This window comes from Nocardia sp. JMUB6875 (assembly GCF_041154655.1).
Lineage (GTDB): Bacteria > Actinomycetota > Actinomycetes > Mycobacteriales > Mycobacteriaceae > Nocardia.
The window spans coordinates 18,659-31,922 of sequence record NZ_BAAFGR010000088.1 but is presented as its reverse complement, the minus strand read 5'-3'; the positions used below and the strand labels follow the sequence as shown (position 1 = coordinate 31,922).

Genomic DNA, 13,264 nt, shown 5'->3' with positions numbered 1-13,264 from the left:
GGCGTACGGTCGGGGGCGGTTCGGTGAGTTGATCTTTTCGTCGATACGGATGGGAAGCGGTATGCCTCGGGAGTTGGCTGATCTGTCGTTTGCGCGGTTTTTGGAGGTGCGCGAAACGCTGGGGGATGAGGGGGCGTATGACTGTGCCCATTTCGATGGGCTCGCGCTCGAGGATCCGCAGGTGCGCGGGGTGGCGTTCAGTGAATGTGCGGTGACCGACAGTACGGTTACCGGCGGCATGTTTCGGTATTCGCGGTTTACCGATGTTTGGTTGCGGGGGACTCGGTGGATTCGTACTGATCTGTCTGAAACCAATTGGATGGATGTGGAATTCGTGATGGCGGCGTTGTCGGGGGTGGAGGCGTTTGGGGCGACGTTGCGGCGGGTTAGCTTTCATAACTGCAAGTTCGATTCGGTGAATCTGCGGGGGGCGACGCTTATTGATGTGTCGTTCGTGGATTGTGTGTTGCGCGATGTGGACATCATGGATGCCAAGTTGACCGGGGTGACGTTTCCCGGGTCGGAGGTCACCGGGCTCATGCTGCGCAATGCCAAGTTGAAGAACGTGGATCTGCGCGAGGCTCGCTCGATCGGGATCGGGGGCGGCGTCGAGTCGCTGTCCGGGGCGACGGTCACCAATATGCAGCTGCTCGAACTCGCCCCCGTCTTCGCTCAAGCCTTCGGGATCGTGGTCAAAGATCGGTAGTGGGTAGCGCAAGTGAACTGACTGGGGTTACGCTCCTCACATGACGGAGTGGAAGCCCACGGCCTGCATCCTGTGTGAGTGCAATTGCGGCATTCAGGTGCTGCTGGGGCCGGACGGCCGGTCGTTCGAGAAGATCCGTGGCGACAAGCTGCATCCGGCCTCGGAGGGGTACACCTGCAACAAGGCGTTGCAGCTGGATCGGTACCAGAACGGGCACACCGGCAGGCTGACTTCGCCGTTGCGGCGGCGTGCGGACGGGAGCTTCGAGGAAATCGATTGGGACACCGCGATTTCCGAGGTGTCGGCCCGGCTGCTGGAGGTCAAGCACCACTTCGGCGGGGAGTCGATCTTCTACTACGGCGGTGGTGGGCAGGGTAATCACCTGGGTGGTGCGTACGCTCCCGCGACCATGGCCGCCTACGGCATCAAGTACCGCTCCAGTGCCCTGGCGCAGGAGAAGACCGGTGACTTCTGGGTCGGTGCCCGCATGGCCGGGCATCCCATGCGCGCGGATGTCGAGCACGCCGAGGTGGCGTTCTTCATCGGCAAGAATCCCTATCAGTCCCATGGGTTTCCGCGTGCCCGCACGGTGTTGAAGGAGATTGCCAAGGACCCGGCCCGCTCGATGATCGTGCTCGACCCGGTCCGCACCGAGACCGCCGAGCTGGCCGACTTTCATCTGCAACTGCGCCCCGGCACGGATGTGTACCTGCTCTCGGCGATGGCCGCGATCCTGGTGCGCGACAACCTGATCGACCATGACTGGCTGGCCGAGCACACCACCGGCCTCGACGAGGTGCTCCCGGTCCTGCGCGCGGTCCCCATCGAAAAGTACTGCGCCATCGCCGATGTCGACCTCGACCTGGTCACCGCCGCCACCCACCGCCTAGCCGCCGCGAGTTCCGTCGCCGCCCTCGAGGACCTCGGCGTGCAGATGAACCGCTACTCGACGGTCGTCAGCTATGTCGAGAAGCTCGTCTGGATCCTTACCGGCAATGTCGGAAAGCCCGGCACCCAATACGCTTTCACCGGCCTGACCACTCTCGGCCACGACCGCGGCCACCCGGCAGGAGAGGGTCCCAAGAGCCCGGTGGTCGGCGCGCACATCGTCAGCGGCCTGGTCCCGTGCAATGTGATCAGCGAGGAAATCCTCACCGACCACCCCGCCCGCTACCGTGCCATGTTCATCGAGAGCGCGAATCCTGCCCACTCCCTGGCGGATTCGGCCCGCATGTGCGAGGCGCTGAAAGCCTTGGAGCTGGTGGTCGTCATCGATGTTGCCATGACCGAGACCGCCCGCCTGGCCGACTACGTCCTGCCCGCGCCCACCCAGTTCGAGAAGTACGAAGCCACCTTCTTCAACTTCGACTTCCCCCGCAACATCTTCCACCTCCGCCACCCGGTGCTCCCCGCCCCGGAGGGCGTGCTGCCCGAGCCGGAGATCCACGCCCGCCTGGCCGAAGCCGCCGGTGTCGTGGGCGAGGCCGACTACGCGCCCCTGCGCGCCGCCCTGGCACAGGGCCGCGAGGCCTTCGCCATGGCCTTCCTCGGCATACTCGGCGACCCGGCCCGCTCGAAACTGGCTCCCGTGCTGCTCTACCGCACCCTCGGCGAGACCCTGCCCGACGGCGCGGCCTCGGCCGCCCTGCTGTGGGCCGCAGCCTACAACATGGTCCGCAAGTTCCCCGCCAGCGTCGAACGCGCCGGGTACGGAACGGGTTTGGAGGCGGGGGAGCGCCTGTTCGAAGCGATCCTCGAGGGCAAACACGGCATCGTCATCTCCGAGGACGACTACGCCGAAACCTGGAACCGCGTGCGCGGCAACGTGATCCGCCTGGAGATCCCGGAACTCCTCAAAGTGGTCGCCACCCTGCCGGACGCTCCCGAGGACACCGCCGACTGGCCGTTCGTCCTCTCCGCGGGCGAGCGCCGCGCCTTCACCGCCAACACCATCTTCCGGGATCCGGCCTGGCGCAAGCGCGATGCGGCGGGCACTCTCCGCCTCAGTACCGCCGACGCCGAACGCCTGGGCCTGACCGCGGGCGACCTGGTTCAGATCACGACGCGTCGCGGCACGGCACAGGTACCTGTCGAACCGACCGATCGGATGCGCCCGGGTCACCTGTCGCTCCCGAACGGCTTCGGCCTGTCGGTCGCGGACCCCGACGGCACCCCTGTCACCACGGGTACGGCCCCGAACGAGCTGACCTCCTTCGACGACCGCGACGAATGGGTCGGCACCCCCTGGCACAAGTACGTCCCCGCCCGCCTAGATACCGTGACCGCATGAAACGAACGAGTTTCGCGAACTGGCCGTGCACGGTCGCCCGTACGGTGGACCTGCTGGGCGACTGGTGGACTCCGCTGATCCTGCGCGAAGCTTTCTACGGCGCAAAGCGTTTCGACGATTTCGAATCGACGCTGGGCCTGAGCCGCAATATCCTCACCCAGCGCCTGACCCGGCTCGTCGAGACCGGCCTGCTGACCAAGGTGCCCTACCAGGAGCGCCCGGTCCGCTACGAATACCGCCTGACCGATCAGGGCCGCGATTTCTTCCCGGTCATCGCGGCCATGATGGCGTGGGGCGACCGCTACCTGGCACCGGAATCGGGTGAGCCGATCGTCCTGCACCACACCACCTGCGACCACGACACCCACGCCGAGGTCGTCTGCTCCCACTGCCGGGAACCGCTGCACCACAAGGACATCACGGCCCGGCTCGGTCCCGGCTTCCCGCCGAAGCTTCGCGACAAGGCTCTGGCCACCGGCCGTTTCGGCGATCAATAAGGCCGTCTTGGCGATTGCTAGCCGTCGAGCCGATGCTCTTCGACGGGCGTCGACAACGACGTGCCGTTGAGCTCGAGATACAGATGCCGATCGGTGACCGACAGCGTGAGGCTGTTCCGCCGATCGAACAGCGCCGCGGCCTCATCGATGAACGCCCGATCGAAGGCATACACCGGAATGTCCTCGGCCCGATGGATCTTCTTGGCGGGCAGCGCCGCCAGCACCTTCGCCACATCCCGATGGGTGTAGATGGCGACCCGGTCAGCCAGTTTGCTGGCCCGGTGAATGCGGTCGGCATCCGGCGCGCCCACATCGATCCAGGTGGTGAGCCGACCGGTCAGGTCGCGCACCAGCACCGGTGGTTCGTCCGTAGACGAGACACCACCGTCGCTGAAGGTGATTCCCTCCTCGTACTCCAGGCAGTACGCCAGCAGCCGCGTGAGCATGTATTCCGCGGTCTCGGAGGGATGCCGAGCGACCCGTAGCTCGAGCTCTTCGTAGACATTGCGGTCAACATCCGCCAGATGGACGCTGACGGTGTAGACGGTCGAGTTGAGGGCCATAAGACAGAAACCCTATCGGTGTGCGGCAGACTGACAGCCACTATGCCCCGCCGCCTGGTACCCGCCGTCCTGACCAGCATCGTCCTGGTCGTCGCGGTCGGCTGCGCCCGGAACCACTCCGAACCGGACGCCCAGCCCTCCTACGACGGCCCGGCTCAGCAGCTCATCACCGTGTTGTCGGATTCCCCGAGCGCGACCACCGCCACCTTGACCGCCTGGGACCGCTCCGGCACGCACTGGGTCCGCGCGATCGGCCCACTCCGCGCAGACATCGGAGGCCAGGGCATCGGCCGCACTAGCGAGACCCAGACCCGCTCCCCGGCCGGAACCTGGTCGCTCACAGAGGCATTCGGCATCGCCGCCACCAACGGCACCAAGCTCCCGTACCGCCGCGTGACGGACGCGGACTGGTGGGTCTCCGACCCGAAGTCCAAGGACTACAACACCTTCCAGACCTGCACCCCCGGCACCTGCCCCTTCGACGAATCCGCCGGCGAGGACCTGGGCCTGGCGGGCCCGGCCTACGACCACGCCGTGGTCATCGACTACAACCGCACCCCGGTGATCCCCGGCGCGGGCTCCGCCTACTTCCTCCATGTCGGCGACGGCAACCCCACAGCAGGCTGTGTCGCGGTCCCGGCAAAGGATTTGGACGCGATAATGCGCTGGCTCGATCCCGCGCGCGGTCCAGTTATCGATATCGCCGTCGAAAATCACCCCGCGACCAGCTGATTCCCGTCGAAACACATTGTGCCCCTTCTCACAATGTCGCAATTGCGCCCACCCACCCGTAATTAGCGGATGTTTCGCTGAACTAAGGTTCGGGTATTCGACCTAGTCGAATGCGATCACCGCACCGCCGGTGATTGTCCGCTGAACGCGTCGGGGCGTTCTCCGGGCGAAAGGATGAAGGACATATGGGCGCAAGCCTGATGATCGTGGGGGACGACACCGGCGTCACCGGCTCCTTGCGGGCAGCAATGGAGCAGGAGGGCTACGACGTCGACGAGGCAGGCACCGCCGAGGCCGCATTGGAGCGCCTGCGTGGCTACGGCGCGCCGGATGTGATGATCGTGGACCTGCTGGTGGGCGAGATGGACGCCTTCACCTGCATTCGTGAGGTCCGCCGCGCCCACGAGGTGCCGATCATGGTGGTCAGCGCCAGTCAGGACACCCACGACGTGGTCGCGGCCCTGGAAGCGGGCGCCGACGAGTTCGTCACCGAACCCTTCGAGGTCAAGGAGATCAGCGCCCGCATCCGCGCGCTGCGCCGTCGCCCCCGCCTGGGCGCGCTGCCCGAGGATCCGGTGGCCGAACCCCCGGCCGAGATCGTGCTGGAGTCCGACGACGAAGCGCCGCTGGTGCTTTCGCCCGACGGCGGCGTGGTCCGCCGCGGCGACGATCAGCTGCCCTTGACCATCACCGAATTCCGTCTGCTGTGCGAATTGGCGGCCAATCCCGGCCGCGTGCTCAGCCGCACCCTGTTGCTCGAACGGGCCTGGGACGAAGGCTTCTTCGGCGATGAACGCCTCGTCGACGTCCACGTCCGCAGATTACGCACGAAGATCGAGTCCGACCCTTCCGACCCGCGCATCGTGGTGACGGTCCGCGGCCTCGGATATCGCCTCGACATGCCGAAATAACGGAATTCCGCGCGGTGCGCCGGTGCGCCGGAGTCATCGGATCGTCATGAGATCGCAATGAGTTCGCATGGCAGACCTCAAAGATTGATCGTCAGGCTGAGATGGTCATGCAGATCCCAATCAGCAAATTTGACGCGATATCCCAGCAAACCATCGAGATCCGGGAGCCCGTGCTCGCCGACGGCGCGCAGCTGTGGCGCATTGCCGAGGACTCCCGGGTGCTCGACACCAACTCCAGCTACGCCTACCTCTTGTGGTGTCGGGACTTCTCGGAAACCTCCATGGTCGCCGAAATCGACGGCGAGGTAGCCGGTTTCGTCATCGGCTACGCCCGCCCCGCCCGGCCGAACACCCTGTTCGTCTGGCAGGTGGCCGTCGATCACCCCCATCGCGGGCACGGCCTGGGCGTGGACATGCTCGACGTCCTGGTGGAAGCCTGTGCGGCCCAGGGCATCACGCAACTCGAGACCACGATCTCCCCCGACAATCCGGCCTCGGTCGCCATGTTCGCCTCGCTGGCGCGCCGCCGCGGCGCGGCCCTGACCCGCACCCCGCTGTTCACGGCCGACCAGTTCCCCACCGGGCATCAGCCCGAGGATCTCTACCGCATCGCACCGCTCACCCCTCAGGAGGAATGGCGATGACAACCCCCGATATGACGGTTTTCGCGGAACTCGAGTCTAATGTGCGCGGCTACTGCCGCTCATGGCCGACGGTGTTCGATACCGCCTCCGGCGCGTGGTTGCGCGATGAGACCGGCCGGGACTACCTGGATTTCTTCGCCGGCGCGGGCGCGCTCAACTACGGGCACAACAATCCCGTGCTCAAGCAGGCGCTGCTGGACTACATCGCCGGCGACGGCCTCACCCACGGCCTGGACATGTCCACCGTCGCCAAGCGCGAGCTGCTGGAATCGTTGCGCGAGCGCATCTTCCGGCCGCGCGGGCTGGACTACAAGGTGCAGTTCCCCGGACCCACCGGCGCGAATGCCGTGGAGGCGGCGCTGAAGCTGGCCCGCAAGGCCACCGGCCGCACCGAAATCCTCAACTTCACCAACGCTTTCCACGGCATGACCCTGGGTGCGCTGTCGGTCACCGGCAATGCCGCCAAGCGGGCGGGCGCGGGCGTGCCGCTGCAGCACGCCACCTCGATGCCCTACGACGGCTATCTGTCCGGCCCCCAAGATGATTCGTTCGAATGGATGGAACGGGTCCTCGACGACGCCTCCTCCGGACAGGACCAGCCCGCCGCGGTGATCGTCGAAACCGTGCAGGGCGAGGGCGGTGTCAACATCGCCAGCGTGCAGTGGCTGCGCAAACTGGCCGGATTGTGCTCGGCCCGTGAGATTCTGCTCATCGTCGACGACGTGCAGATGGGCTGCGGCCGCACCGGCCCGTTCTTCTCCTTCGAAATGGCCGGTGTCACACCGGATATCGTGACGCTGTCCAAGTCCATCGGCGGCTACGGCCTGCCCATGGCCCTGGTGCTGTTCAAGCCGGAACTGGACCTGTGGAAGCCGGGCGAGCACAACGGCACCTTCCGCGGCAACAATCCGGCCTTCGTGACCGCCACCGCGGCGCTGGAGACCTATTGGGCCGACGCCGGTCTGGAGAGTGCGACGCGGGCCAAGGGCGAGCGCATCGAGACCGCCCTGGCGGGCATGGTCGCCGCCTTCGGCGGCATCAGCACCCGCGGCCGCGGTCTCGTGCACGGCGTGGTGTTCGACGACGCCTCGCAGGCGGAGAAGGTGTGCGCCGCCGCCTTCCAGCGCGGGCTGCTGGTGGAGACCTCCGGCCCCGAGGACGAAGTGGTGAAACTGCTCCCGCCGCTGACGATCACCGACAGCGAGCTCGATCACGGCCTGGAACTGCTTGCCGCGTCGGTGGATTCGGTGATCGGTGGTGGGCGCTGATGATCGTGCGCACCACCGACGAGATCACCGGCACCGACCGCGATGTCGCGGGTCCGGGCTGGCGCAGCAAGCGCATCGTGCTGGGCGGCGACGGGGTCGGCTTCTCCTTCCACGAGACCACCATCGACGCCGAGACCGTCCACGAATTCCACTACCAGAACCACATCGAGGCCGTCTGGCTGGTCGAGGGCGACGGCACCCTGGTCGATCTGGACCAGGGCGTCACCTACGAGCTCGGCCCCGGCTCGATGTATCTGCTCAACGGCCACGAACGGCACCGGCTGTTCGCCCGCACCCGGATGCGCATGCTGTGCGTATTCAATCCGCCGGTGACCGGGCGCGAGGTGCACGACGAGCACGGGGTCTATCCGCTCGTCGCCGTCGACTAGAAAGGTTTGCCAATGACGCTGTCCGACAATGCGCGGGTGCTGTCCGACAATGCGCGCATCGATCGCTACCGGACCCGGACGGTGGCCGGAACACCGCCGATCGACCGCGACGACCCCACGGTGTGGGGCGAGATCGGCACCCCGGCGCTCGCCGACTTCGACGACAACGGGTACGCCATCATCGACGGGCTGCTCGACCCGTACGAGGTCGGTGATGTCGCCGCCGAGATCCAAAGGCTGACAAGCGATCCCGACCTGCTGCTGGACGAGCGCGTGATCATCGAGCGCGCGTCCAACCGGGTGCGCTCGGTGTTCGATGTGCACCGGTTCAGCACGCTGATCGGGGAACTGGTGCGCGAGAGCCGGATCGCGGGATTGGCGCGGCAGGTGCTGGGTTCGGAGGTGTACCTGCATCAGACCCGCGTCAACTACATGCCCGGTTTCACCGGCACCGGCTTCTATTGGCATTCGGATTTCGAGACCTGGCACGCAGAGGACGGCATGCCCGCCCCGCGCGCGGTGAGCCTGTCGATCGCGCTGACCGACAACTTCCCGTTCAACGGCAGCCTCATGGTGATGCCGGGTTCGCATCGCACCTTCGTGCCCTGTCAGGGCGAGACGCCGCCGGATCACTACCGGGATTCGCTGCGCGAGCAGGAGGTCGGCGTGCCATCTCAGGAGGCCATCACCGACCTGGCCGGCAAGCACGGCATCACCCAGTTCACGGGCCGGGCCGGTTCGGCGCTGCTGTTCGATTCCAACCTCATGCACGGCTCGTCCGGGAACATCACCCCGTTCCCGCGCTCGAATCTGTTCCTGGTGTTCAACAGCGTCGAGAACACCCTGCTGTCGCCCTATGCCGCGCCGCATCCGCGCCCGGAGTACCTGGCCAACCGGGACTTCACGCCGCTGGTGTGATCGAGCGGTGATTCCGCATACCGATGTCGTTCCACGTGGTTGCGATCACAGAATTCGCCCGACTATCACCCTGAGCTGGTGATCAAGCGATTCACGATCCACCGCGTGGAACGTATTCGGTGCAATGTGATTGCAGAACGTTACATTTCCACTCTACCGTCGGAATGCGAAGTCCCGCGATCACAGAGGAATCATTTGCAGTTCACCGAGATGCCGCAGTCCGCCGAAACCCGGCCGTCCGTGCTGACGCGCTGGACCACCGTCGTCCCCTTGCTCGCCGTCGCGGTGCTCGCCGCCGTGTGGGGGCGGGAGTTGTCGCTGCTCGCCGACATCCCGCTGTTCGCACTGCTTTTCGCGGCCGTGCTGGCTGCGGTGCATCACGCGGAGGTGGTCGCGCATCGTGTCGGTGAGCCGTTCGGCGCTCTGGTGCTGGCCATCGCGGTGACGGTGATCGAGGTGGGACTCATTCTGACGCTGATGGTTTCGGCGGGGGACAAGGCCGCGCCGCTGGCCCGCGACACCGTCTTCGCGGCCGTGATGATCACCTGCAACGGCATTTTCGGTCTCGTGCTGCTGGTGGGTGCGCTGCGGCGGCGGGTCGCGGTGTTCAACGCCGAGGGCACCGGCGGTGCGCTGGCCACCATCGCGACCCTGGCGACGCTGAGCCTGGTGCTGCCCACCTTCACCACGAGCGAGCCGGGACCGCAGTTCTCGCCCGCGCAGCTGGCCTTCGCGGGCGTCGCCTCGCTGGTGCTGTACGGCTGCTTCGTGGCCATGCAGACGGTGCGGCACAAGGAGGATTTCCTCCCGGTCGAGCCGGGCACCACCGAGCCGGACGAGCACGCCGAGCGGCCGAGCGCCCGGGAGGCTCGCGTCAGCGCCGGGCTGCTGTTCGCGGCGTTGATCGCGGTGGTCGGACTGGCCAAGGCCGTCTCGCCCGCCATCGAATCCGGTGTCGACGCCGCCGGTCTGCCGCGCTCGGCGGTCGGTGTGGTGATCGCCCTGCTGGTCCTGCTGCCCGAGGCGCTGGCCGCCTACCGCGCGGCGCGCGGCGGCCGGGTGCAGGTGGGCCTCAATCTCGCGCTCGGATCGGCCATGGCCAGTATCGGTCTCACCATTCCCGCCATCGCGGTGGCCTCGATCTGGATCGACACACCGCTGCTGCTCGGGCTGGGCGCGACCGAGATGGTGCTGCTCGGCATCACCGTGGTGGTCGGCATGCTCACCGTGGTGCCCGGCCGCGCGACCCTGCTCCAGGGCACGGTCCACCTGTCGCTCTTCGCCGCCTTCGTCTTCCTGGCGGTGGCCCCGTAGGGTCGAAATCGGAAACCGTAGAACGGATTACACATGGACTGGGTAGTCGAACCCGATGAGCTGGCCTACCGCTGGCAGGCCGCCGCGGCCGACATCGACCTGCACCCGCTGCGGCTCGGCACCACCGTGCCGGTGGATGGCCACCGCCGAACCTGGCCGGAGACACCGGATTTCGACGCGGCACTGGCCGTACTGCTGGCCCCGGAGCTGCGGATCACCGCCGAGGGCGACCATCCGGACGCGCTGCACACCATCCGCCTGCTCGGCGGCGCGGTCGGCGACGACGCCGCCCTCGCGGTCCAGAACTCCAGCCTGATGCCCAATCACGTTGGCCCGGTCCGTATCTGGTTCGGCCCGCGGGCCGGTCTGGACGACCGGATCGCCGAGGTCCTGCCCGCCGGGCACCGGTGGCGCTCGGAGACGCTACTGCAGTAGCCCGGCCGCCGTCACAGCATCCCGTCGGCGATCTTGCGCCGGAACCGCCGATTGCGCCGCTCCTCGCTGTCAGCCACTCGATCCTCGGGCGTGCGGCGTTTGACCGCGCGCCGCTCGCGTTCCACGGCCTCCTCCAGCAGCTGCAACATCGGCACCTCGGCGAGCACGCCCTTTGTTGCGGCATGATCCACATCGCCGCGCGTGATCAACCCCGCCGCGATCAGCCCCTCCACCGGATTGGCCCCGTACGCGCGCGCCAATTCGATGACGGTATCCGCGACCGGCGGATCCGCCTCCTCCAAATGCCGTTTCACCCGGGGCCCGTTCGTATCCAGCCGTTCCGCGATCGCTCGCGTACTGGCCCCCCGGGTCACGGCCCGCTTCCAAGCGTCGAACGCTTCCCTCATGGCATCACCCTCGGCTCGTTCGGTGCGTCCCGCCTGCTCCGAGCCTATCCGAGAGGGTTGTTTTCGTTCAATTACGCAACGCTGGCGTTTCACGCCGGGCGGTGGGCGACAATGGCCGCATGGTCGAACTCGTGTTGGTCCGTGGCGATATCACCGAGCAGGAGGTGGATGCCGTGGTGAACGCGGCGAATTCGTCGCTGCTGGGCGGCGGGGGCGTCGACGGGGCCATTCACCGCAAGGGCGGTCCGGCGATCCTGGCGGCGTGCCGGGAGTTGCGGGCGTCGCACTACGGGAAGGGCCTGCCGACCGGGCAGGCCGTCGCGACGACGGGAGGGAATCTCCCGGCGCGATGGGTGATCCACACGGTTGGGCCGGTGTGGTCGGCGCAGGAGGACCGCTCGGCGCTGCTGGCCTCCTGCTATCGCGAATCACTGCGCGTGGCAGATGAATTGGGCGCCGAGACCGTGGCCTTCCCGGCCATCTCCACCGGGATCTACGGTTGGCCGATCGACGACGGCGCCCGCATCGCGATCGAGACCGTGCGGGCGGTCGACACCGCGGTCCGGGAAGCGCGATTCGTACTGTTCGGACCGGATGCCTACGAAGCCTTCACCGCGGCACTGTGACCACCGTGCGTAGTACTGCGGGGGTAGTCGGGACCGCCACCGCGGGGTGACGTCAGCGCGGGGTTCGCGTTCCTAGCGTCAACGGTATGAGGAGAACAGTTCGTATCGGAGCGACGCTGGGACTGGCCGCGTTGGTGATGTCCGCGGTGACGGCATGCGAGGGCACGTCGGCTGCGGCATTGACTTGGACCACCTGCCAAGGCGCAGGGCTGGATTCGCGCCAGGAGTGCACGACCGTCTCGGTGCCGCTCGACTACGACAAGCCGGAGGGGGAGCAGATCTCCCTCGCGGTGTCACGGATTCGCAGTGCGCATCCGGAACGGCGGCGCGGTGTCCTGTTCCTGATTCCGGGCGGGCCCGGGGGCAGCGGCTTGGCGCTGCCGAGCAGCCGGGGCAAGGAGCTGCCGGAGTCGGTGCGCGACGAATACGATCTGGTCGCATTCGACGCGCGGGGACTGGGCTCCAGTACCGAGGCGAATTGTCATCTCGCGGAGCAGGATCTGGCGTTGGAGCGCATCTGGCCGTGGCCCGACGCCGACGGCGGGATCGCCGGGAATGTCGTGACGGAGAACCGGATCGCGGACGCCTGCGTGCGCAATGGGGGAGCGATGGTGCGGTCGATCGGAACCCGGACCGAAGCACGTGACCTCGATCGAATTCGAGAGGCACTGGGGGAGAACAAGATAAGCGCCTGGGGCACCTCGTACGGGACGTATGTGCTGTCGGTGTACGCGACGATGTTCGGGGACCGGACCGACCGCGTACTGCTCGACAGCAATGACGATCCGGATCCCGACCGGGTCGAGCAGGGGTGGATGGCGAATTACGGTGTCGGCGCGGAGGATCGATTCCCGGACTTCGCCCGCTGGGCCGCGACGGAAGGCAATGCGGACCGGGTCGCGGCGACACCGGAGGCCGTGCGGGACGAGTTCCTGGCGCTCGCGGCGCGATTGGATCGAGAGCCGCTGCCGTGGCCGGGATCCGAGACAGGAGTATTGAGCGGCAACGGATTACGGCAGTCACTGCTCAACGTGCTGTATGACGACAAGCAGTTCCCCCGGCTGGCCCGGTTGATGAACGCGGCCGAGAAATCGGCGACGTTGCCCGCCGCCCAGCCCGCACGACCCGTCGACATCGCGCAGCGCACCACCGCCGTCATGATCGCGACACTGTGCAATGACGTGGCCTGGCCCAGGACGGTCGATGACTACGCGACCGCCGTCACGGCGGACCGGGCGCGGTACCCGCTCACCGCGGGCATGCCGCACGGATACTCACCGTGCGCGACCTGGCCGTATCCGGCCGCACCGCGAACGGTCGTGACCTCCTCGGGCCCCTCGAATGTGCTGATGGTGCAGAACCTCAGGGATCCGGCCACCCCCTACAGCGGTGCGCAGAATCTGCGGCGGGCGTTCGGGGACCGGGCGCGCATGGTCTCGGTGGACGCGGGCGGGCACGGGGCCTATCCATCCCCCGTCGCGTGTGCGAACGAGGCCGTCGAGCGATTCCTGCGCGACGGCGCCCGTCCCGATCAGGACCTCATCTGCCGCTGAGGTCCCGACCG

Annotated in this window: 15 protein-coding genes; 13 read left to right on the top strand and 2 right to left on the bottom strand. The window is 67.1% G+C overall.

Going from position 1 to position 13,264, the window contains the following annotated elements; translation table 11 throughout:
* From ACAM49_RS22570 to ACAM49_RS22560, 3 genes are all read left to right on the top strand, one after another.
* Window positions 1-706: pentapeptide repeat-containing protein (locus tag ACAM49_RS22570; RefSeq protein WP_369637532.1), on the top strand; the 706-nt coding region annotated here is incomplete at its 5' end.
* A 40-nt stretch (window positions 707-746) separates the two neighbouring features.
* Complete coding sequence (locus ACAM49_RS22565) at window positions 747-2,996, top strand: molybdopterin-dependent oxidoreductase (protein WP_369637531.1); 2,250 nt, start codon at window positions 747-749, stop codon at window positions 2,994-2,996.
* Window positions 2,993-3,493, top strand: coding sequence for a winged helix-turn-helix transcriptional regulator (locus ACAM49_RS22560; protein WP_369637530.1), 501 nt, complete (start codon window positions 2,993-2,995; stop codon window positions 3,491-3,493). The genes ACAM49_RS22565 and ACAM49_RS22560 overlap by 4 nt, the downstream gene beginning before the upstream one ends.
* Window positions 3,494-3,510: 17 nt before the next feature.
* Here the strand turns inward: ACAM49_RS22560 and ACAM49_RS22555 are convergent, their stop codons facing one another.
* The gene (locus ACAM49_RS22555) at window positions 3,511-4,056 is read right to left on the bottom strand and encodes a YaeQ family protein (RefSeq protein ID WP_369637529.1); all 546 of its coding nucleotides are present in this window, start codon (window positions 4,054-4,056) and stop codon (window positions 3,511-3,513) included.
* Window positions 4,057-4,098: 42 nt separating this feature from the next.
* On the opposite strand from ACAM49_RS22555, the gene ACAM49_RS22550 reads away from it, so the two are divergent.
* The 8 genes from ACAM49_RS22550 (at window position 4,099) to ACAM49_RS22515 (ending at window position 10,667) form a co-directional block, all read left to right on the top strand.
* Window positions 4,099-4,788, top strand: a complete 690-nt coding sequence (locus ACAM49_RS22550) for a L,D-transpeptidase (RefSeq protein WP_369637528.1) — start codon at window positions 4,099-4,101, stop codon at window positions 4,786-4,788.
* A gap of 185 nt (window positions 4,789-4,973) precedes the next feature.
* Entirely contained in the window at window positions 4,974-5,699 is a 726-nt protein-coding gene (locus tag ACAM49_RS22545) for a response regulator transcription factor (RefSeq protein WP_369637527.1), read from the top strand.
* 107 nt (window positions 5,700-5,806) lie between these two features.
* Window positions 5,807-6,343 carry a diaminobutyrate acetyltransferase gene (gene ectA, locus ACAM49_RS22540; RefSeq protein ID WP_369637526.1) on the top strand — a complete coding sequence of 179 codons (537 nt, stop codon included), beginning with the start codon at window positions 5,807-5,809 and terminating at the stop codon, window positions 6,341-6,343.
* Complete coding sequence (gene ectB / locus ACAM49_RS22535) at window positions 6,340-7,611, top strand: diaminobutyrate--2-oxoglutarate transaminase (RefSeq protein ID WP_369637525.1); 1,272 nt, start codon at window positions 6,340-6,342, stop codon at window positions 7,609-7,611. The genes ectA and ectB overlap by 4 nt, the downstream gene beginning before the upstream one ends.
* Window positions 7,611-8,000: an ectoine synthase gene (locus tag ACAM49_RS22530; RefSeq protein ID WP_369637524.1), complete on the top strand. Its 390-nt coding sequence runs from the start codon at window positions 7,611-7,613 to the stop codon at window positions 7,998-8,000. Before ectB ends, ACAM49_RS22530 begins: the two co-directional genes overlap by 1 nt.
* A 12-nt stretch (window positions 8,001-8,012) precedes the next feature.
* Entirely contained in the window at window positions 8,013-8,918 is a 906-nt protein-coding gene (gene thpD, locus ACAM49_RS22525) for an ectoine hydroxylase (protein WP_369637523.1), read from the top strand.
* 240 nt (window positions 8,919-9,158) lie between these two features.
* Window positions 9,159-10,232, top strand: a complete 1,074-nt coding sequence (locus ACAM49_RS22520; protein ID WP_369637535.1) for a calcium:proton antiporter — start codon at window positions 9,159-9,161, stop codon at window positions 10,230-10,232.
* A 33-nt stretch (window positions 10,233-10,265) separates the two neighbouring features.
* A complete protein-coding gene (locus ACAM49_RS22515; RefSeq protein WP_369637522.1) occupies window positions 10,266-10,667 on the top strand; it encodes a hypothetical protein in 402 nt (133 codons plus the stop codon).
* A gap of 11 nt (window positions 10,668-10,678) precedes the next feature.
* Here the strand turns inward: ACAM49_RS22515 and ACAM49_RS22510 are convergent, their stop codons facing one another.
* Window positions 10,679-11,074, bottom strand: a complete 396-nt coding sequence (locus tag ACAM49_RS22510) for a hypothetical protein (RefSeq protein WP_369637521.1) — start codon at window positions 11,072-11,074, stop codon at window positions 10,679-10,681.
* 119 nt (window positions 11,075-11,193) lie between these two features.
* On the opposite strand from ACAM49_RS22510, the gene ACAM49_RS22505 reads away from it, so the two are divergent.
* Window positions 11,194-11,700, top strand: a complete 507-nt coding sequence (locus ACAM49_RS22505; protein WP_369637520.1) for an O-acetyl-ADP-ribose deacetylase — start codon at window positions 11,194-11,196, stop codon at window positions 11,698-11,700.
* Between the two features lie 86 nt (window positions 11,701-11,786).
* Complete coding sequence (locus tag ACAM49_RS22500) at window positions 11,787-13,253, top strand: alpha/beta hydrolase (RefSeq protein WP_369637519.1); 1,467 nt, start codon at window positions 11,787-11,789, stop codon at window positions 13,251-13,253.
* The last annotated feature ends 11 nt before the right edge of the window (window positions 13,254-13,264 follow it).

Excerpts from the sequence above, each read along its gene's own strand:
- ACAM49_RS22530 (WP_369637524.1), top strand. The coding sequence starts at position 7,611 with ATGATCGTGCGCACCACCGACGAGATCACCGGCACCGACCGCGATGTC.
- ACAM49_RS22500 (WP_369637519.1), top strand. The coding sequence starts at position 11,787 with ATGAGGAGAACAGTTCGTATCGGAGCGACGCTGGGACTGGCCGCGTTG.
- ACAM49_RS22555 (WP_369637529.1), bottom strand. The coding sequence starts at position 4,056 with ATGGCCCTCAACTCGACCGTCTACACCGTCAGCGTCCATCTGGCGGAT.
- ectB (WP_369637525.1), top strand. The coding sequence starts at position 6,340 with ATGACAACCCCCGATATGACGGTTTTCGCGGAACTCGAGTCTAATGTG.
- ACAM49_RS22565 (WP_369637531.1), top strand. The coding sequence starts at position 747 with ATGACGGAGTGGAAGCCCACGGCCTGCATCCTGTGTGAGTGCAATTGC.
- ACAM49_RS22545 (WP_369637527.1), top strand. The coding sequence starts at position 4,974 with ATGGGCGCAAGCCTGATGATCGTGGGGGACGACACCGGCGTCACCGGC.
- ACAM49_RS22550 (WP_369637528.1), top strand. The coding sequence starts at position 4,099 with ATGCCCCGCCGCCTGGTACCCGCCGTCCTGACCAGCATCGTCCTGGTC.
- thpD (WP_369637523.1), top strand. The coding sequence starts at position 8,013 with ATGACGCTGTCCGACAATGCGCGGGTGCTGTCCGACAATGCGCGCATC.
- ectA (WP_369637526.1), top strand. The coding sequence starts at position 5,807 with ATGCAGATCCCAATCAGCAAATTTGACGCGATATCCCAGCAAACCATC.
- ACAM49_RS22505 (WP_369637520.1), top strand. The coding sequence starts at position 11,194 with ATGGTCGAACTCGTGTTGGTCCGTGGCGATATCACCGAGCAGGAGGTG.
- ACAM49_RS22560 (WP_369637530.1), top strand. The coding sequence starts at position 2,993 with ATGAAACGAACGAGTTTCGCGAACTGGCCGTGCACGGTCGCCCGTACG.
- ACAM49_RS22515 (WP_369637522.1), top strand. The coding sequence starts at position 10,266 with ATGGACTGGGTAGTCGAACCCGATGAGCTGGCCTACCGCTGGCAGGCC.
- ACAM49_RS22510 (WP_369637521.1), bottom strand. The coding sequence starts at position 11,074 with ATGAGGGAAGCGTTCGACGCTTGGAAGCGGGCCGTGACCCGGGGGGCC.